The sequence below is a fragment of the Delftia sp. ASV31 genome (assembly GCF_016428765.1).
Taxonomy (GTDB): Bacteria; Pseudomonadota; Gammaproteobacteria; order Burkholderiales; family Burkholderiaceae_C; genus Comamonas; species Comamonas acidovorans.
The window spans coordinates 16,594-35,425 of record NZ_JAELTK010000021.1; the positions used below are offsets into that span (position 1 = coordinate 16,594).

Below are 18,832 nucleotides of genomic sequence, written 5' to 3' on the forward strand. Positions count from 1 at the left end.
GATGGCCCTCCTGATACATGACAAACGAGATTGAAAAAAAGGCCAGCCGCAATGGACAGCGGCCTGGGTGGTTGCCGGCCTACGCCCGGTGTTGCTGTGCCCGCCCGCAGGCCGGCATGGGGCTGGCGCTCACCCTGCACGCGGAGTGCGGTGAAGGAGGCGGACAAATCCATGGGGCTGGATCATAACCGCGTAAAGAAGAATCATTCTCAATAAAAGCAACGCATGCCGGGCTCTTTCAGCGGTCCCTGGGCCATCCCTGAAAGGGCGAGATGGCAAGGTGCAACGGGCCGCGAAGCGACTTTGCGCACGCCGCACGCGCTATCATCCGCACCAGCCCCCTGTCCCGGGGCCGGTGCTTCAAAACACCCATTAGCAAGCGGCACCGCCTCTCCGAAAGCGAGGCTTGCACACCGAATCCACCAGCCAATGCAGATTGCAATGGCCCGTGGATTCGATACGTAATGGAGCATCGAAACATGAGTACCGTTTTTCTCGGGCAGACCCGCGCGCCCTGTCTTTGCGCGCTCCCTCCCTCACGCTTGCCATCCACGCAGCGCCAGACACGGAGGGACATGGCATGACCTCCACCCAGCCAAACCAGCCCAAATCCGCCACGGACAGCCACAGCACCCGGCAGCTGTCCAATGCCCTCACCCAGGTGGACCATCTTGTGCAGCAAGGCTGTGCAGAGATCTCCTCCATCGCCCAGCTCGCCCTGGCATGGCTGGAGACCCCCAAGGGCCATCGCCACATGGACGTGGTGGCCCGCGCCCTGCAAAGCATCCGCGACAGTGCCGAGACGCTGGCCGACTACGCCGGCACCGAGGCCCAGGCCATGGGCTGCGGATTCGAAGACGCGGCCGAGATGCGCCGCGCCGAAGCGGCTGAGGCCGCCGCCAAAGCCATGGCGCAACTGCTCGACTGCCGCACCCATGAGCCGGTGCGCCCGCAGGGCTGAGGCATGGCCATGGACAAGGACACCCCCAGGACACAGCCCCCCAGCCTGCACCAGTTGACCAGCGCCATCACCGAGATCCACAGCAGCGTGCAGGAAAACTGCACCGAGATCTCGGCCCTGGCGCAACTGGCCCTGGCGGCAGTGCATGCACCGCAGGAGCACCACAGCCAGCAGGCCCTGGCCCATGCGCTGCGTGCCATCCGCGACAGCGCCGACCTGCTGGCCGGCCATGTGAAGGTGGAGGCCCGGCGCGTGGTGTAGCCCCCATCCGCCGCCTACCCCGCAATGACTTTGCAAGGGCTGCTGGCTCCGCAATGGAGGCCAGCGGCCTGCACCGCCGTCCTCGGCTGCTGACGCGCCAACTCCACCCCATCCTCACAGGGAAAGCTTCACCACTTGTAGTTCAGCACCGCCATGGCCTGGCGCGGCGTGCCGAACTGGCCCTGGCCGTCGATGTTGACGTAGTACTTCTTGTTGAAGAGGTTGTTCAGGTTCAGCTGCAGCGAGAGCCTGGGGCTGAAGGCATAGCGCGCCATGAGGCTGGCGGTGGCGAAGGATTTCTGCTCGAAGACCAGATCATTGCCCGCCACGAAGACGCTGGCGCGGGTGCGGCTTTGCCATTGCAGGCCGCCGCCCACGGTGAGCTGATTCCATCCACCGGGCAGGCGGTAGGAAGTGAACAGCTGGGCCTGGGTCTTGGGCGCCCAGGCGTTGATGGACAGGCCCTGGGCGTCACGCGCGACGGTGTGGGCAATGCCGGCCGACAGGTTCCAGCCCGTGGCCAGCTCGCCCGAGACCTGGGCCTCGAAGCCCTTGCTGGTCACGCCCTTGGCGCCGTAGTAGGCGAAGTCGGTGGTGCCGGGCACGACCTGGCCTTCGTCCAGCTGGGCCACGTTGTCCTGCTGGATGCGGAAGACGGACAGCGAGCTGTTGAGCCTGCCGTCCAGGTGCTCGCCCTTGATGCCGATCTCGAAGCTCTTGCCCGCCACGGGGTCCAGGTAGCTGCCGCCACGGTCGCGGTAGTTCTGGGGCTGGAAGATGTCGGTGTAGCTGGCATAGGCCGAGAAGCCTTCGCTCAGGTCCAGTACGACGCCGGCATAGGGGATGAAGACATCGTGCGAGCGGTTCTCGCTCAGGCTGCGCACCTTCCAGCTGCTCTGGCGCCCGCCCACGATGAGCTTGACCGGATCGGCCAGCGACAGGCGCAGCGCGCCGTACAGCGCGTCCTGGCGCGTGTGGTCCAGGCTGCTGGTGGTCAGCGGCCCCCAGGTGGGCTCGGCATAGGAGCCGTCCCATTGGTAGTAGTTGCCCACGTCCTGCAGGGGGCTGGTGCGCGCATGGCCGGCCTTGTGTTCGCGGGCACGGCTGCTGGTCAGGCCGACCACGGCCTCATGGCGGCGCCCGCCCAGTTCCCAGCCGCCCGTCACCTGCAGGTCGGCGCTGTTTTGCTGGAAGCTGTATTCGGAGTAGTTGGGCAGGGCTGCCATGCCCAGGCCGGTGGTGATGTCGGGCTGGCGCATGAGGTACAGCAGCTTGGCGTCGTAGGCGCTGTCGCGGTGCACGAAGTTGGCCTTGAGCTTCCAGTCGTTGCCGAAGCGGTGCTGCAGGTTGGCGAAGATGTTTTTGTTGGTGCTGTTCCAGCGCGTCCAGTTCGCGGCCGTGGTCTTGGAGGTGCTCCAGTCGGCTGGCATGCCGTTCGTGAAGACCAGCGGCAGGCCGCCCCAGGTCGAGCCGGTGGGCCGGTTGGACTGGTAGTCGGCGCCCACGCTGAGCGTGGTGTCGGGCGTGAGGTCGGCATCGATCACGCCGTAGAAGACCTGCTTGCGCGCGTGGTAGAGATCCACATGGGAGTCGCGCTCTTCGGCCATGCCTGCGACGCGCGCGCGGATGCGGCCGTCCTGCGTCAGCGGCATGGACAGGTCCACCGTGCCGCGATGGTGGTTCCACGAGCCCACGCTGGCCGAGGCCGAGCCCGTGAACACCTTGCTGTTGGCATGCTTGCGCACCATGTTGATGGAGGCCGACGGATTGCCCGCGCCCGTGAGCAGACCCGTGGCGCCGCGCACCACTTCGACGCGGTCATAGATGGTGGTGTCGTTGCCCGAATCACCGTAGAACGACAGGCCGATGGAGGTGGGCACGCCGTCGTACTGCAGGTTGTCCACGTAGAAGCCGCGCGAGTAGAAGTCCGAGCGGTCGCTGTCCGAGCTGACGACATGGATGCCGGTGACGCTGCGCATGGCGTCGTTGAGCGAGAGCAGGCCCTGGTCCTCGATCTGCTGGCGCGTGAGCACGCTGACGGACTGCGGCGTGTCGCGCAGCGACAGGCTCAGGCCCGTGGCTGCCGCCGTGGCCGGCGTGGTGTAGGAGCCCGAGCCTTCGGTGGTGGGGCTGGCCTGGGCCGAGGCCGTGACCAGCACGGTCCTGAGTGTCTGGGAGGACGGCGCGCCTGCCGCACCCGCAGCGGAGGCGGCCGGCACCACGGGCATCTCGCGCAGGGTGTAGCCGCCACCGGCCGAGCGCACGGCCGCCAGCGGCGTGCCCAGCAAGGCGCGGTCCAGCGCCTGCTCCACGGTGAAGCGCCCGCTCACGCCGCCGCTGCGCAGCCCTTCGGTGACGGCCGAGCCGAAGGTGACCAGCACGCCGGCCTCGCGGCCGAGCTGGTTGAGCACGCTTTCCAGCGGGCCGGCTGCAATGTCGTACTGGCGTTGCTGCGAAGCACCGGCAGCGGGCTGCGCCCAGGCCTGTGCCGGAGCCAGGGCGCCTGCGGCAGCCAGCCCCGCCAGCGTGCCCGCGCACAGCACCTGCAGCGCCAGCGCCACCGGACGTAACGCCGGGGCCGCCTGGGATGGGCGGACGGTGGAGGCGGCAGTCTGCCGCATGGAGTTCTGGCGCATGGTCTGAGGGCGCATGGAAAGGCCTTGTTGCAATGGTTGTAGAGAAGCGTTGGCGCACGCTGCGGTGCGCTCCTGTCTCTGTTGACAGCCATCGCCGGCAAATCAGCTCACATTTTTTTCAGGAAAGTGCGAAGGCCTTCATGCAGGCCGTGGCGCTCATGCCTTGGCCGCCCCGGCAGGCCGCACCATCACCCAGTAGCGCGAGAAGGAGTGGATTTCCACGGGCAGCGACGAGGTCAGCGCGGCCAGCACGCGGTCGGTGTCGGCCAGCGGATAGGCGCCGGAGACGTGCAGGCCGGCCACGGCCGGGTCGCAGCCCAGGCGCCCGCGCCGGTAGCGGCCCAGCTCGGCCAGGAAATCCTCCAGCCGCATGCGCGAGGCCACCAGCATGCCTTCGGCCCAGGCGCTGGCCGCCGTGTCCAGCGCGCCGGAGTGCACGGCCTGCTGGGCCGTGAACGTGCCCTGCTCTCCTGCGTCGACGCGCTGCGCGGCATGCGGGGCATGCGCGGGCCGCAGTTGCACGGCGCCTTGCAGCACGCCCACTTCAACGGCGGACTCGCGCTCGCGCACCGTGAAGCGCGTGCCCAGGGCCTGAACGGCGCCCATGGCGGTCTGCACGATGAAGGGACGGTGCAGGCTGTCCGGCGCGGTCTGCACGAGGATTTCGCCACGCACCAGCTCCAGCACGCGCTCGGCCGCGCCGTAGCGCAGGTTGAGGGCGCTGCCGGTGTTGAGCACCACGCTGCCGCCGTCGGGCAGCGGCAGCCGGCGCTGCTCTCCCACGGCAGCCACCTGGTCGGCCGTCCAGCCGCGCCAGGCCTGCGAGCGCACGACGGCTGCGGAGCCTGCGCCCGAGACCAGCAGCACGGCCAGCGCCTGCACCGCACGGCGCCTGCCGGCCGAGCCGGGCGCGGCCAATGCGGCCCGCGCCAGCGGCATGGGGATGCCGGCCATCTGGCTGCCCATGGATTCGATGCGCTGCCAGGCGGCCTCATGCTCGGGGCTGGCCGCACGCCAGCGCCGCAGGCCATCGTGCTGCCGGGCCTGGGCCTTGCCGGAGTTCAGTTGCAGCCACCATTGCACGGCCTGGCGGGCCACTTCGGCAGAAATGGGGGAAGAAGCGGAAGGGAACGCCTGCATGCCGACTACTCCGGGAAGAAGCAGCGCATGGCCGCCTTGGCCAGATGCCGCTTGACCGTGGAGATGGAAATCCCCAGCTCGGCCGCGATCTCGCCATGGCTGAGTCCTTCGAGCTGGGCCAGCAGGAAGGCCTGCTTGGCCAGCGCGGGCAGGCGGCCCAGGCGGCGGTCTATCTCGACCAGGGTCTCCAGCACCATGAGCCGGACCTCGGGCGGCGGCGCCACGGGCTCGGGCATGGCGGCCAGGGCATCGAGATAGGCCTGCTCGATGGCGCGGCGCCGCACCTGGTTGATCAGCAGGTTGCGGGCAATGGTGGTCAGGTAGGCGCGCGGCTCCTGGAGCTGGTCCAGGCCCTTGGCGCCCAGCACCTTGAGGAAGGTGCTCTGCGCCAGATCGGCCGCGTCGAAGGCATTGCCCACCTTCTTGCGCAGCCAGCCCTGCAGCCAGCCGTGGTGGGCCAGGTACAGGGATTCGACATGGGCGGACAAGGAAGGCGATGGGCTGGACACGCGGCGACCCGAGATTGAGAATAATTCTCAATTATAGGCAACTGCGACCCTCTTGCGGCCCTGCTCTGCCGCCTGCTGCTGCAGTCCATTCCTCCTGGCCGCGTTTCAGAACTTGCCGCGCAACGTGAGCGTCGCGCTGCGCGGTGCGCCGTAGACATTGCCCCAGGCTGGCGCGCCTATGGTCTGGTAGTAGGTCTTGTCGAACAGGTTGGCCACGCTCAGTGCCACGGACCAGTTGCGGTCGATGCGGTAGCCCAGGCGGGCAGACCACACGGCATAGGCTGGCTGCACATCGGTGATGGCGCCCACCGCGCGCGAGCTGGCGGTCTGGAAGTTGACGCCGCCGCCCACGTTCCAGGCGCTCCATTCGCCCGGCAGGCGGTAGTCGCTCCAGACCCGCAGCATGTGCTTGGGCGTGTAGGTGCTGGCGAACTCGACGCCGGCATTGGAGGTGTTGTCCAGGTACTTGAAATGGCTGAAGGTGTAGCCAGCAAACAGCTGCCAGCCGCGCGCCACCTCGCCGCTGATCTCCGCATCCAGCCCCTGGCTGCGGACCTTGCCCACGGAGACATAGCAGTAGGTGCTGGCCGAGCAGGGGTTGACCAGGTCCTCTTCGGCGCGGTTCTTCTGGTCGATGCGGAACAGGGCCACGGCCGCATTCACCCTGCCGTCCAGCAATTCGCCCTTCATGCCCACTTCCAGATTGCGCCCCTTGATGGGGGCCAGCAGGTCGCCGGCCGCCGTCACGGCGTTCTGGGCCTGGAAGATGTCGGAGTAGCTGGCATAGGCCGACCACTGGTCATTGAGCGCATAGACCAGGCCGCCATAGGGCGTGATGACGCCGCTTTCCTTGTACGGGTCGTTGTAGGCCTCGCCCGTGTTGCGGTAGTTGCTGCTGCCCGTGAAGCGGGTGACGCGGGCGCCGCCGATCAGGGTCAGCGCATCGGTGAGGCCCAGCCGCGCCACGCCATAGGCGCCGGACTGGGTCATGCGGGTGCGGCTTTCATCGCCGCGATAGCGGTTGGCCAGGAATTCCGCGCGGGACGGCTCGCGGATGGCGGCGCTCGGGTCGAACACGTTGTTGGGCAAGCCCATGCGGATCAGCGAATAGTCACTGTCGTTGACCATGCGGCCCGTGTTGGCGCCAAAGCTCAGCGAATGCCGGCGGCCGAAGGCGTCGAATTTGCCGTCCACCGCCACGTCCAGGGTCTTGTTGTCGGTGGTGACATCGAACAGGCCGGCATACATCTCGTTGCCCGCCAGCGTGGCGGGATTGATCGCCCCCAGGGCGAAGGCGTACTTCATGTCGTGCTTTTCCCGGGTGTAGCCCGCCGTGGCCTTGACGGTCCAGTCCGCGTTGAAGCGGTGCTGCAGCTCGGCAAACAGCGATGTCTGCTCGCTGTCCCAGCGGTTCCAGTCCGCGCCCAGGAAGGTGGAGCGCGGCAGCCGCAGGTCCGCACCGTCGGCATAGCGCGGCAGGCCCTGGAAGAACGGCGTGGAGCGCAGCCGCTCGTGGGTGGCGCCCACCGTCAGCCGGGTCTGGGAGCTGAGGTCGTACTCCAGCACGCCGTATAGCACGCCGGTGCGGCTGCTGGCCACGTCGTAGAAATAGTCGCGGCTGTTGAGGCTGGCGACCACGCGCCCGCGCAGCGTGCCGGCCTCGTTGAGCGGGCCCGTGGCATCGATCTCGCTACGCAGGTTGTTCCAGGAGCCCACACTGGCCGATACCTCCAGCTGGCGCTCTGCCAGGGGGCGCTTGCGCACCATGTTGATGGCCGCGCTGGGAGAGCCCGCCCCCTGCAGCAGCCCCGTGGCACCGCGCACCACTTCCACGCGGTCCAGCGTGGCGGCGTTGCTGGTGAAGTTGTCGGCCTGCGGGTAGTAGAAGGCGCGGTTCACGCCATCGAACTGGTAGGTGTCCACGCGAAAGCCGCGCGAGTAGACATAGCGCCCGCCCATGGGGCTGTCGTACATGGTGATGCCCGTGGTGCTGGCCAGCACGTCGTCCACGGTGTTGAGGTTCTGGTCGTCCATGCGCTGGCGCGTGATCACGCTGATGGACTGGGGGATGTCCTTGATCGCCTGCTCGCCCTTGCCCACCGTGACCGCGCGGGCCACGTAGCTGCCCGTGCCTTCGCTGGTGGCGCTGCGCTCGGCGCGGGCCGTCACCTGCACTTCGTTCAGGACCGTGGTGGAACCGGCAGCAGCGCCGGCCGGTGCGGCCTGCCTGCGCAGCGTGTAGCTGCCATCGCTGCGCGCCACCATGTCCAGCCCGCTGCCGGCCAGCAGGCGCTGCAGCGCCTGCTGCGGCGCGTAGTGGCCGGACAGGGCCGGGCTGGTGAGCCCTTCGGTCAGCGCAGGATCGAAGGACAGCGAAATGCCCGCCGCCGTGGCCACGCCGGCCAGCGTGCGGCCCAGCGGCCCGGGCGCGATCTGGTAGGCCTGGGCTGCGGGAGCGGGAGCAGGTACGGAAGCGGGGGCCGGTTCGGCCGCCTGCACGGCGCCTGCGGCCAATGCCATGCCCAGCAGGGCCAGGCGGGCGGCATGCGCCAGGGGATGGAAGACGGGATGCGGCATGGGTACGGCAGGCATGGAAATCGGTCCTTGGAGGCGGTGAAGAAAGAAGCTCTTTCCCCGTTGCCAGCCGAGATCCGAAAAAGTACCAGCCTGCCTTGATTTTTCTTAGTTCCTGGCGACCACGGTGATCCAGTAGCCGCGCATGCGTGTCTGCACGTCGACGGGATAGGTGGAGGCCAGCATGGTCAGCGTCCGGTCCGTATCGCCCAGCGGGAAGGAGCCGGACACGCGCAGCGCGCGCACCTCGGGCGCGCACTGCAGCAGGCCGGGCCGGTAGCGCGACAGTTCGGCGCAGAACGCGGCCAGCGGCATGGCGTCGGCCATCAGCATGCCGTGGGTCCAGGCCGTGACCTCGGGCTGCAGGGGCTGGGGCGCGGTCACCTCCCCCGCTCGCAATACCGTTTGCTGACCGGCTTGGACGACCAGCGCCGGGCTGGCGGCGCCGCGCAGCGTCACTTCCACGGCTCCCTCGGTCACGGCCAGGCGCACGGGGCCGCCGTCCGCCCTGTCGCCCTCTTGCCGCACGGTGAAGCGGGTGCCCAGCGCGCGCAGCCGGCCATGGGCGGTGTCCACGACAAAGGGGCGGTGCGGTGTGGCGGTATCGGCCGCCGTTTCTATGGAAATCGCACCCTGGCGCAAGGTGAGCAGGCGCAGTGCGCCATCAAACCGGATGTCCACCGCGCTGGCCGTGTCCAGCAGGAGGCGGCTGCCATCGGCCAGATGCTCGGTGCGGCGCTCGCCGGTGGCGGTGCGCAGGTCGGCGCCCCAGCCGCGCTGGTCCGCCGCACTCCATACCAGCCAGCCTGCAGGCGCCACGGCCAGCAGCGCGGCCAGCCGGGCCACGGTGGCGCGGCGCTGGGCGCGGTGGCTTCGGGGCCGGTCCAGTGCCGGCATGGCCAGCGCTGCAGGCAGGCCGCCCAACTTGCCCAGCAGCCGCTCGGCACGCTCCCAGGCCAGGGCATGCTGTGGGTCGGCCTGGCGCCAGCGTTCGCAGGCGGCGCGGTCGGCGTCGGTGGCGCCGCTGTCGTGCAGGCGCATCAGCCATTCGGCGGCCTCGTCGAGCACGCGCGCTTGCAGGGGCGGCTCCATCACGCCATTGCCACCAGGCATTGGCGAAACGCCTGGGCCATGTAGCGCTTGACGCTGGTGAGCGAGACCTCCAGCTGCTGCGCGATGTCCTCGTATTTCATGCCGTCCAGCTGGGACAGCAAAAACGTGCGCCGCACGATGGGCGGCAGCGCGTCCAGCATGGCGTCTATCTCGTGCAGGGTCTCCAGCACCAGGGCGCGCTGCTCGGGCGACGGCGCCACGGGCTCGGGCAGTGCGGCCAGGGCTTCGAGGTAGGCGCGCTCCAGCGCCTGGCGCTTGTACCAGTTGACGAGCACGCCCTTGGCCACCGTGGTCAGGTAGGCACGCGGCTCCTGCACACCGGCCAGGTCGCGCACGCCCAGGATGCGCACGAAGGTGTCCTGCGCCAGGTCCGCCGCATCCGCCCCGTTGCCCAGCCTGCGGCGCAGCCAGCCCTGCAGCCAGCCATGGTGGGCGGCGTACAGGGAGGCGGCTTCTCGGTGCTGGGGGGTGGAGGCGGATGGCATGGCAGGTCCCGATTCCCTTGGGGGCGGGGCCCGCAATCAAACAAGAATCATTCTTATTCGATTGTATCCATGCCAGGGAGCTTGCAACCGCGCTTTCGACCGGCCTGATGCCGCAGGGCCTACCAGATGTACCCGAACCGAACCACCATGTTGCGCGCTTCGCCGTAGTTGCAGGCATTGGCGGAAAAGCACGACGCCGTGTGGTACTTGTCGAACAGGTTCTTCACCGTCAGGCTCACGCTGGCCCCGCGCCAGTCACTGCGCATCTTTCCCAGGTCATAGCGCAGCGAGGCATCCACCAGGGTGAACGACGGTACGCGGAAGCTGTTGTCCGCATCGCCCCAGCTCCAGCCGATGTAGCGTGCCCCCACGCCCGCCCCCAGCCCCAGCAGGTCGCCCCCAAAGGCATAGTCCACCCAGGCCGACGCCATCTTGCGGGGCACTTCGTAAGGCGACTTGCCCTGCACGTTGCCGCCCCACTGGTCTGGCTGGGCCCGGGTCACCTTGACGGGGTTGTAGGTCAGCGCCGCCAGGAGCTTGAGCCCGCGCGTGGGCTGGACTGCCGCCTCGAACTCGATGCCGCGAGAACGCACTTCGCCCTGCTGTATGGAATAGCGGACGTTCTCGGGGTCGGTGGTGAGCACGTTCTGCCGGCGCAGCTCGAAGGCGGCCAGCGTGAAGCTGCTGCGCTCGTCGGGCGAGTACTTGACGCCGACCTCGACCTGTTTGCCGGTTTCCGGATCAAAGGGCCGGTCGTTGCGGTCAGCGCCCATCAAAGGGACAAACGACTCGCTGTAGCTGACGTAGGGCGCCACGCCGTTGTCTGCAAGATAGGTCAGGCCCACGCGGCCGGTGAAGGATTTGGGCTTGCGCACGCTGGTGGACACGGGGTCGGCCAAGCGGCTGGACTGCTCCAGGCGGCTCCAGTCGTGGCGCCCGCCCAGGGCCAGCACCCAGCGGTCCTTGCGGATGCGGTCCTGCACGTAGAGGCCTACCTGCCGGGCGCGCTCATCGCGCAGCGCATCGGGCTGCAGCAGCGAGGTGTCGATGAAGCTGCCATAGACGGGCCGGTAGATGTCCAGCTGCGGACCGTCGGCGATATAGGAGTCGAAACTGGAGCGGCTGCGGTTGTAGTCCAGCCCCACGATGAGTTCATGCTGCAGGCCGGCCGCCGCGAATTGGCCCGACAGGCTGGTGTCCACGGTGTAGACGCCGCCCTTGCCATCGCGCGAATCGATCTCCCGGTTGGTGATGGAGCCGTCGATCAGCGGCCCGTAGCGGAACATGTACTGCTCGTGGTTGCGTGCGTGCAGGTAGCGGAAGTTCTGCCGCAGCGTCCAGCCGCTGTCGAATTGATGGCGTGCGTCATAGCCCAGCGATGCGACCTCGGTCTCTTCGCGGTCGAAGCCCGGCTCTCCCAGGAAGCGGTTCAGGGGCAGCCGGCCATTGGGGTTGCGCCCGTTGAGCGCATCCCACTGCACGTTGGTGGACATCATGGCGTGGTTCTTCTGGTAGAAGCCGCGCAGCGTGACGCTGGTGCGCGCGTCCGGCGCCCAGGTCAGGCTGGGCGCCAGGTAGACGCGGTCATCACGCATGAAGTCGATCTGCTGGTCGGCCGCCCTGGCCAGCCCCACCAGGCGGTAGCTCACCGTGCCATCGTCACACACCGGCCCTCCGAGGTCGAAGGCCGCCTGCCGGCGAGCATGGCTGCCCACGGACAACTCCAGGCCGCGCACCGCATCGGCCGAAGGCCGCTTGGACACGAAGTTCACGATGCCGCCCGGCGAGTTCTGCCCATACAGCACCGAGGCCGGCCCCTTGAGGACCTCCATGCGCTCGGCCCCGTAAGGCTCCATGCCGAAAAAGCCCAGCGTGCCCAGCGGCATGAGGCGCAGTCCGTCCAGGTAGAAATTGCCCGAGAACTGGCTGAAGCCGCGCACCGACAGGCTGTCGTCCGCAGGATTTGCCCCACCCGTGTTGGTGCGCACGCCGGCCGTGTACTGCACGGCGTCGTTGAGCGTGCGCACGCCCTGGTCGTCCATGCGGTCGCGCGTGATGACGGACACCGATTGCGCCACCTCCAGAATCGACGCATCGGTCTTGGTGGCCGTGCTGGCCCGGCGCGCCACATACCCGCTGGTGCTGCCCCAGGGGCTTTCTGCCGGGGCCGCGGCGGTCACCCTGACCTCACCCAGCACGGTCGATGCCTGGGTGGCCTCGGGCACCGCACGCAGCACAAAACCGCCCTCCCCCGCCGCTTGCGCCTGCAGGTCGGTGCCGGCCAGCAGCCGGTCCAGCGCCTCGCGCACCGTGAGGCGGCCCTGCACGCCCTGGGTGCGCCGGCCCTGCACCAGGGCGGGCGGTGCACTGATGCTCACGCCTGCGTCAGCGGCAAACGCCGTGAGCGCGGCGGCCAGCGGGCCTGCCGGCACCTGGAACGGACGCTGCACCGCGCTGGCCGCCGCACCGGCCTGGGCCAGCGCAGCGCGCGGCAAGGCGGCGCCTGCCACCAGGCCCGCGGCCATGAGCACGGCAAGGCCTGTCTGGGACAGTGGAAAGAGCAAGGGGGAGGGAGTGCGCGCCACGCTGCGCATGCCGGGCCGGAGAGCCATGGTCTGTTTTTCCTTCGGAAGTCGTTCGATGAAATCGGTTGCCATCGAACAGGACACGGCCTGCCGCAGAAAGGGGCCAGATTCCGAAAGAAATTTCAAGCCGGTGGTGTACCGCGCGCCGCCACCGTCACCCAGTAGCGCGTGCGGTAGTGGACCTGCACGGGCAGCAGGTGCACGAGGTTGGCGAGCACGGCATCCGTGCCGGTATCGGCATCGCCCAGCTGAAAGGCGCCGGTGACGCGCAAATCCGCCACAGACGGATCGCAGTGCAGCCAGCCGGAGCGGTAGCGCGACAGCTCGGCCACAAAGTCGGCCAACCGCATGTTGTCTGCGGACAGCAGGCCGCGCGCCCATTGGGCGGCGCCGGCGTCCGCAGGCTCGGCACGGCCTATGCCCATGGCGTCAAACCACAGTTGCTGGCCTGCCTGCAGCTGCTGCGCGGCGCCGCCACGGGTGGTGATCTGCACGGCGCCCTGCAGCACGGCCACCTCGCTGCGCTCCCGAACACTGCGCACGACAAAGCGCGTGCCCAGGGCGCGCACCCTGCCCTGCCCGGTGGTGACCACGAAGGGCCGGGGTGGGGACTGCGGGTCGGGCGCGGTCTCTATGAAGACGGCGCCCTCACTCAGGTGGACACGGCGCAGCGCCTCGTCAAACAACACATCGACGGCACTGCCCGTATCGAGCACGATGCGGCTGCCATCGGCCAGCGTCCATTCGCGGCGCTCGCCCGTGGCCGTGGCATGGGTGGAGGTCCACTGCCTCCAGGGCGCGGCGCGCCAGGCCAGCCAGCCCACGGGGGCGGTCGTGATCAGCAGGGCCAGCGCGCGCACGGTATCGCGGCGGCCCACGGCGCCCAGGCGGCGCTGCTTGCGGCCCAGGGCCGGTGCCCCCAGTGCGGGCGGCAGGCTGCCCGCACGCTGGCTCACGGCCAGGGCGCGCAGCCAGGCCTGCTCATGGACATCGGCACGGGCGCGCCAGGCCTCTAAGGCGCGGTGGTCGGCCTCGCTGGCCTCGCCCGAGTGCAGCAGCACAAACCATTCGGCGGCCTGCAAGGCGATTTCGCGCGACAGCGGCGCTGCGGCCTGGGAGTCCACGGCGTTCATGCCGACAGCAGAATGCACTCGGCCATGGCCTGGGCCATGTAGCGCTTGACCGACCGCAGGCCCATGCCCAGTTGCTCGGCAATGGCCGCATAGGTCAGCCCCTCGACCTGGGACAGGATGAAGACCGCGCGCACCTTGGGCGGCAGGCCGTCGAGCATGGCATCGACCTCCTGCAGCGCCTGCAGGATGAGCAATTGCTGCTCAGGCGACGGCGCCTGCGGTGCTGGCAGCGCGGCCAGGGCCTGCAACCAGGCCTGCTCCAGCGACTGGCGGCGCAGGTGGTTGATCAGCAGGCGCCGCGCCACCGTGGCCAAGTCGGCGGCGCAGCCAGCCCTGCAGCCAGCCATGGTGGCCGGCATAGAGGGTGGAGATTTCGCGGTGCAAGGGGCTGGAGACCGCGTTGGAGGTGGCGCTGGAGACTGGGGCGGATGGCATGGTAGGACCCGATGGTTTGAAGGCGGGATGCGCCATCAAACAAGAATCATTCTCAAATCATTGTAACCAGCGGAATCACTTGCCTAAGAGTGCCATCAGGCGGAGCATCCAAGGGCGAACAGTGGGAGCAAGTGCGATCAGGTGTGGCTGACATCCAGTTGCTGCGCCGGATCGGTATCATTTAGAAACAATCAATCATCAGCTCAGCATCCATCAGGAGAGCGAACCATGTTCGAAACGCGGGTAGCAGGCACGGCAGGGCAGCAGGCGCTGTGGAGCACGCTGGACAAGGCCATGGCGCTGGCGGAGTTCACGCCCGAAGGCCGGCTGATGCGCGCCAACGCCAATTACGAAGCCATTCTTGGCTACCCGACCTCGGGCGCCGAGGGCCTGCTGCACAGTGACCTGTGCACCCAGGCACATGCCGATCCCGACGCCTACGGCCGGTGGCGCCAGCGCTGGGGCGCGGGCGAGACGATCTCGCGCGTGGGCGAACACCGGCGCCGCGACGGCAGCACCTGCTGGCTGGAGGCCACCTATGCCCCCGTGCTGGATACCCAGGGCGCGCTCAGCCATGTGCTGTGCATTGCCACCGACATCACGGCCCGGGTGCAGGCCGACCGCAGACGGCAGGAGCATTTGCGGCGCCTGTCCCTGGTGGCCGATGCCACCGACGCGGCCGTGGTGATCGCCGACGGCAACTGGACCATCTCCTATGTCAACGCAGGCTTCACCCGCATGTTCGGCTGGAGCAGCGAAGAGGTCGTGGGCCGTGCGCCCATCGCCCTGCTGGTGCCCCATGCATCGCCCGAATTCACGGCCGCCTACCGCGCCGAACTGGACGCAGGCAAGCCGGTGTACCGCGAGGAGATCCTCGTCGGCAAGGACGGCGAGCGGTATTGGGTCAGCGCCCAGGCCAATCCCGTCATGGGCCCCGACGGCCGCCTCCACACCACGGTGACCGTGATCACCGACATCACCGAGGCCAAGATGCACGAGGTGCTGCAGCGGCGCGCCCTGGAGGCCATGGCCCGCGACCAGCCGCTGACCGAGGTGCTGGACCTGGTCTGCCGCGAGGTCGAGCGCATTGCGCCAGACATTGCGGTGTCGGTGCTTGAGGTCGATGACCAGAACCGCCTGCATCCGCTGGCCGCGCCCAGCCTGCCGGCCTCCTATTCGGCGGCGCTGGACGGCGTGCCCATCGGCCCCAATGTCGGCTCCTGCGGCGCGGCGGCCTTCCACAACCGGCCCGTGCTGGTGGGCGACATCGCCACCGATCCGTTGTGGGCCGACTTCAAGCACCTCATCCTGCCGCTGGGGTATACGGCCTGCTGGTCCACGCCCATCTGCGGGCTGCAGGGCGGCGTGGCCGGCACCTTTGCCTTCTACTACCGCCATTTCGACCGGCCCGGCCCCGATCCCTTCCACCAGCGGCTGGTGGAGGCCTGCACCGACCTGTGCGCGCTGGCGCTGGAGCGCGAGCAGGCACGCCGCCGCATCCGGCAGTTGGCCTTCTACGACGGGCTGACCACCCTGCCCAACCGCAGCCTGCTGCTGGCCCAGGCCGAGCAGGCGCTGTCCGTGGCTTCGCACGAGGGCCACGAGCTGGCCGTGGTCTTCATCGACCTGGACCGCTTCAAGCAGGTCAACGACTCGCTGGGCCACCCGGCCGGCGACAGGCTGCTGTGCAGCGTGGCCCAGCGCATCCAGGCGGAGCTGCGCACGGGCGACATTGCCGGGCGCCTGTCGGGCGATGAATTCGTCATCGTGCTGCCACACTGCGGGGGTGCGCAGGCGGCCGAGGTGATAGAGCGGCTGCAGTCGGCACTTGGCGAGCCCTGCATGATCGACGACGTGTCCCTGGCCAGCACGGCCAGTTGCGGCATTGCCGTGTTTCCCGCCGACGGGCGCGACATGGAGACCCTGCTGCACCGCGCCGACATGGCCATGTACCAGGCCAAATCGGGCGGGCGCGGGCTCTACAGCTTCTTCAGCCCCGAGATGAACCGCCTGGCGCAGGAGCGGCTGGTGCTGGAGACGGCGCTGCGCGACGCCCTGCGCAGCGGCGGCCTGCGCCTGCACTACCAGCCCCAGCTCGACCTGAAGGACGGGCGCCTCTACGGCGTGGAGGCCCTGGCGCGCTGGAGCCATGCGGAATTCGGCGAGATCTCGCCCGCACGCTTCATTCCGCTGGCCGAGGAATGCGGCCTGATCGGCGAGCTGGGCACCTGGGCACTGCGCGAGGCCTGCCGCCAACTGGGCGAGTGGCGCAGCCGGGGCATTGACGTGCCGGCCATGTCGGTCAACCTCTCGCCCACGAGCTTTCACAACCTGGACCTGCCGCGCATGATTGCCGACACGCTGGAGCACAACGCGCTCAAGCCGCAGGACCTCACGCTGGAGATCACCGAAAGCCTGCTGCTGGACACCAACCCGGGCACCATGCGCACGCTGCAGGCCGTGCATTCCCAGGGCGTGCGCCTGTCCATGGACGACTTCGGCACGGGCTACTCCAGCCTCAGCTACCTGCGCCGCCTGCCGGTCAGCGAGCTCAAGCTGGACCGCAGCTTCGTGGCCGACCTGGAAAACGACGAAGCCGCCCAGGCCCTGAGCAACGCCATCCTGGGCATAGGCCGCAGCCTGCACCTGACCGTGGTGGCCGAGGGAGTGGAGACGGCGGCGCAGAACACCATTCTGCGCGAACAGGGCTATCCGGTCGCGCAGGGCTATCTGTTCTCGCGCCCACTGCCGGCAGCGGATCTGGAGCGGTGGCTGCAGGCATCGAGCCTGCAAGCCGGCGTGGCGACGGACGTGTGAGCGGACGTGTGAACGGGCATGTGAGCGGGCATGTGAACGGACCAAGCCGTGCGCGCGGAGACCTTGGCCGGAAAAAGTAACAATCCGCAATAAATATTCGGACTGGACCTATTTTTCCCTAAGCCTCGCCGGCAAGTGACCGATAACTGCGGCATGGCGGGGCCGAGTGTCGGTCCCGCTGATCGCCACCGATCGCCACCGCATCCCCTCGATTCGCAGCCACCGCCGCTCACCCGCTTTCGCTTCTCGCCGTACGGCACTCCCCACCATGATGTTTTTCCGCAATCTGAAGCTGGCCCACAAGCTGCTGGCCTCTTTCATCGCCCTGCTGCTGCTGACCGCCGGCCTGGGCCTGTTCTCCGTGGTCCAGCTGGACCGTGTCAACCGCACGGCCACCGACCTGGCGCACCACTGGATGCCCGCCGAGCGCGTGATCATGGAGATGCGCTACCAGCTGCAGCGCTACCGCTCGCAGACCATGCAGCATGTGCTGGCCACCTCGATGGATGAAATGGCCATCTACGACAAGAGCATGCCGGCGTTGTGGTCCGAGCTGCTCAAGAACCATCAGGCCTTCGAGCGCTATGCCAACACCGCGCGTGAGCGCGAGCTGATGGCCGGCATCAAGGACGACCTGGGCCAGTACGCGCAGCACACGGCAAAGATCGTGGACCTGTCCCACGCCCTGCGCACCGAGGAAGCCTCCGAGGTGCTGCGCGGCGATTCGGTCAAGACCAGCCGTGCCATCAACACCAAGCTGGACGAACTGCTCAAGATCAACGCCCAGGGCATCGAGGATGCCAACCAGGCAGGCGACGACATCTTCACCGCCGCGCGCTGGTGGGTGATCGCCCTGCTGGCGGGGGCCGTCCTCTTCGGCCTGGGCATGGCGCTGCTGATCGCCCGCAGCGTGGCACGCCCCCTGCAGCAGGCCGTGAGCCTTGCACAGGCCGTGGCCGCCGGCGATCTGGGCAGCCGCATCGAGGTGCATGGCAAGGACGAGACCGGCCAGCTGCTGCAGGCCCTGCAGCACATGAACGAGAGCCTGCAGCGCATCGTCGGCCAGGTGCGCCAGGGCACGGACTCCATCGCCACGGCCAGCGGCCAGATCGCCTCGGGCAACCAGGACCTGTCGGCCCGCACCGAGGAACAGGCCAGCTCGCTGGAGCAGACCGCCGCCTCCATGGAGGAGCTGACCTCCACCGTCAAGCAAAACGGCGCCAACGCCCAGCAGGCCAACCAGCTGGCCGCCGCCGCCTCCCAGGTCGCCGTGCGCGGCGGCTCGGCCGTCGCCCAGGTGGTGCAGACGATGTCCGCCATCAACGATGCCTCGCGCAAGATCGTGGACATCATCGGCGTCATCGACTCCATCGCCTTCCAGACCAACATCCTGGCGCTGAATGCGGCCGTGGAAGCGGCCCGCGCCGGTGACCAGGGACGCGGCTTTGCCGTCGTCGCCTCGGAAGTGCGCACCCTGGCCCAGCGATCGGCCGCCGCCGCCAAGGAGATCAAGCAGCTCATCGACGACTCGGTGGGCAAGGTCGAGGAAGGCAGCGCCCAGGTCGACTCGGCCGGCAAGACCATGGAGGAGATCGTGGCCAGCGTGCGCCGCGTGACCGACATCATGGGCGAGATCTCGGCCGCCAGCCATGAGCAGACGGCCGGTATCGAGCAGGTCAACCAGGCCGTCACGCAGATGGACCAGATGACCCAGCAGAACGCCGCACTGGTCGAGGAATCGGCGGCGGCCACCGGCGCACTGCAGGCCCAGGCCAAGGCGCTGGCCGAAGTGGTCAGCGTGTTCAAGCTCTCGCCGTCCACCGGCATGCTGGGCAACAGCCGTGGCGTCAACCACGCCGCTGCCGTGGCAGCGCCCCGCCAAGCACCGACGGCGCCCCGTCCGCATCTGGCGCCTTCCGCTCCCAAACGCGCGGTGCCCGCACGTGCCTCGGCCGCCCTGCCTTCTGCAACCGGTGCGACCGGTGCGGCCGGTGCAACCCCTGCTCCGGCTGGCGCCGCGCGCCCGGCCCAGCCAGCACAGCCGGCCCGGCCCGCCGTGACGGCATCGGCCAAAGCCAAGGCCAAGGCGGCCAGCACGGCTTCCGACGACGATTGGGAAACCTTCTGAACCAGGTTTTCGCCCGCCCCGCCAGGGGCGGACATGCCTGCCAAGGCCCGACCAG

General features: G+C 68.6%; 12 protein-coding genes and 1 pseudogene. 4 read left to right on the top strand and 9 right to left on the bottom strand.

Annotation, left to right across the window (positions count from 1 at the left end):
* The first annotated feature begins 580 nt into the window (after positions 1 to 580).
* Positions 581 to 961, top strand: a complete 381-nt coding sequence (locus JHD82_RS09940; RefSeq protein WP_199136265.1) for a hypothetical protein — start codon at positions 581 to 583, stop codon at positions 959 to 961.
* Between the two features lie 3 nt (positions 962 to 964).
* Positions 965 to 1,222 carry a hypothetical protein gene (locus JHD82_RS09945; protein ID WP_012205115.1) on the top strand — a complete coding sequence of 86 codons (258 nt, stop codon included), beginning with the start codon at positions 965 to 967 and terminating at the stop codon, positions 1,220 to 1,222.
* 128 nt (positions 1,223 to 1,350) lie between these two features.
* Here the strand turns inward: JHD82_RS09945 and fhuE are convergent, their stop codons facing one another.
* From fhuE to JHD82_RS09990, 9 genes and pseudogenes are all read right to left on the bottom strand, one after another.
* Complete coding sequence (gene fhuE, locus JHD82_RS09950) at positions 1,351 to 3,873, bottom strand: ferric-rhodotorulic acid/ferric-coprogen receptor FhuE (protein WP_199136267.1); 2,523 nt, start codon at positions 3,871 to 3,873, stop codon at positions 1,351 to 1,353.
* A gap of 141 nt (positions 3,874 to 4,014) precedes the next feature.
* Positions 4,015 to 4,998 carry a FecR domain-containing protein gene (locus JHD82_RS09955; protein ID WP_199136269.1) on the bottom strand — a complete coding sequence of 328 codons (984 nt, stop codon included), beginning with the start codon at positions 4,996 to 4,998 and terminating at the stop codon, positions 4,015 to 4,017.
* A 5-nt stretch (positions 4,999 to 5,003) separates the two neighbouring features.
* Positions 5,004 to 5,486 carry a sigma-70 family RNA polymerase sigma factor gene (locus JHD82_RS09960; RefSeq protein ID WP_199136271.1) on the bottom strand — a complete coding sequence of 161 codons (483 nt, stop codon included), beginning with the start codon at positions 5,484 to 5,486 and terminating at the stop codon, positions 5,004 to 5,006.
* Positions 5,487 to 5,612: 126 nt separating this feature from the next.
* Positions 5,613 to 8,099 (bottom strand): TonB-dependent receptor, encoded by a 2,487-nt coding sequence (locus JHD82_RS09965; RefSeq protein WP_199136273.1) that lies wholly within the window; start codon positions 8,097 to 8,099, stop codon positions 5,613 to 5,615.
* Between the two features lie 90 nt (positions 8,100 to 8,189).
* Positions 8,190 to 9,194, bottom strand: a complete 1,005-nt coding sequence (locus JHD82_RS09970) for a FecR domain-containing protein (protein ID WP_199136275.1) — start codon at positions 9,192 to 9,194, stop codon at positions 8,190 to 8,192.
* A complete protein-coding gene (locus tag JHD82_RS09975) occupies positions 9,173 to 9,679 on the bottom strand; it encodes a sigma-70 family RNA polymerase sigma factor (protein ID WP_013802810.1) in 507 nt (168 codons plus the stop codon). The genes JHD82_RS09970 and JHD82_RS09975 overlap by 22 nt, the downstream gene beginning before the upstream one ends.
* Positions 9,680 to 9,798: 119 nt before the next feature.
* Entirely contained in the window at positions 9,799 to 12,291 is a 2,493-nt protein-coding gene (locus JHD82_RS09980; RefSeq protein WP_199136277.1) for a TonB-dependent siderophore receptor, read from the bottom strand.
* 95 nt (positions 12,292 to 12,386) lie between these two features.
* Positions 12,387 to 13,415 (bottom strand): FecR domain-containing protein, encoded by a 1,029-nt coding sequence (locus JHD82_RS09985; RefSeq protein WP_307838087.1) that lies wholly within the window; start codon positions 13,413 to 13,415, stop codon positions 12,387 to 12,389.
* Positions 13,394 to 13,832, bottom strand: a pseudogene (locus JHD82_RS09990) (sigma-70 family RNA polymerase sigma factor). The gene JHD82_RS09985 and the pseudogene JHD82_RS09990 overlap by 22 nt, the downstream one beginning before the upstream one ends.
* A gap of 228 nt (positions 13,833 to 14,060) precedes the next feature.
* On the opposite strand from JHD82_RS09990, the gene JHD82_RS09995 reads away from it, so the two are divergent.
* A complete protein-coding gene (locus JHD82_RS09995) occupies positions 14,061 to 16,649 on the top strand; it encodes an EAL domain-containing protein (RefSeq protein ID WP_013802814.1) in 2,589 nt (862 codons plus the stop codon).
* A gap of 268 nt (positions 16,650 to 16,917) precedes the next feature.
* Positions 16,918 to 18,777 (top strand): methyl-accepting chemotaxis protein, encoded by a 1,860-nt coding sequence (locus tag JHD82_RS10000; RefSeq protein WP_199136279.1) that lies wholly within the window; start codon positions 16,918 to 16,920, stop codon positions 18,775 to 18,777.
* The last annotated feature ends 55 nt before the right edge of the window (positions 18,778 to 18,832 follow it).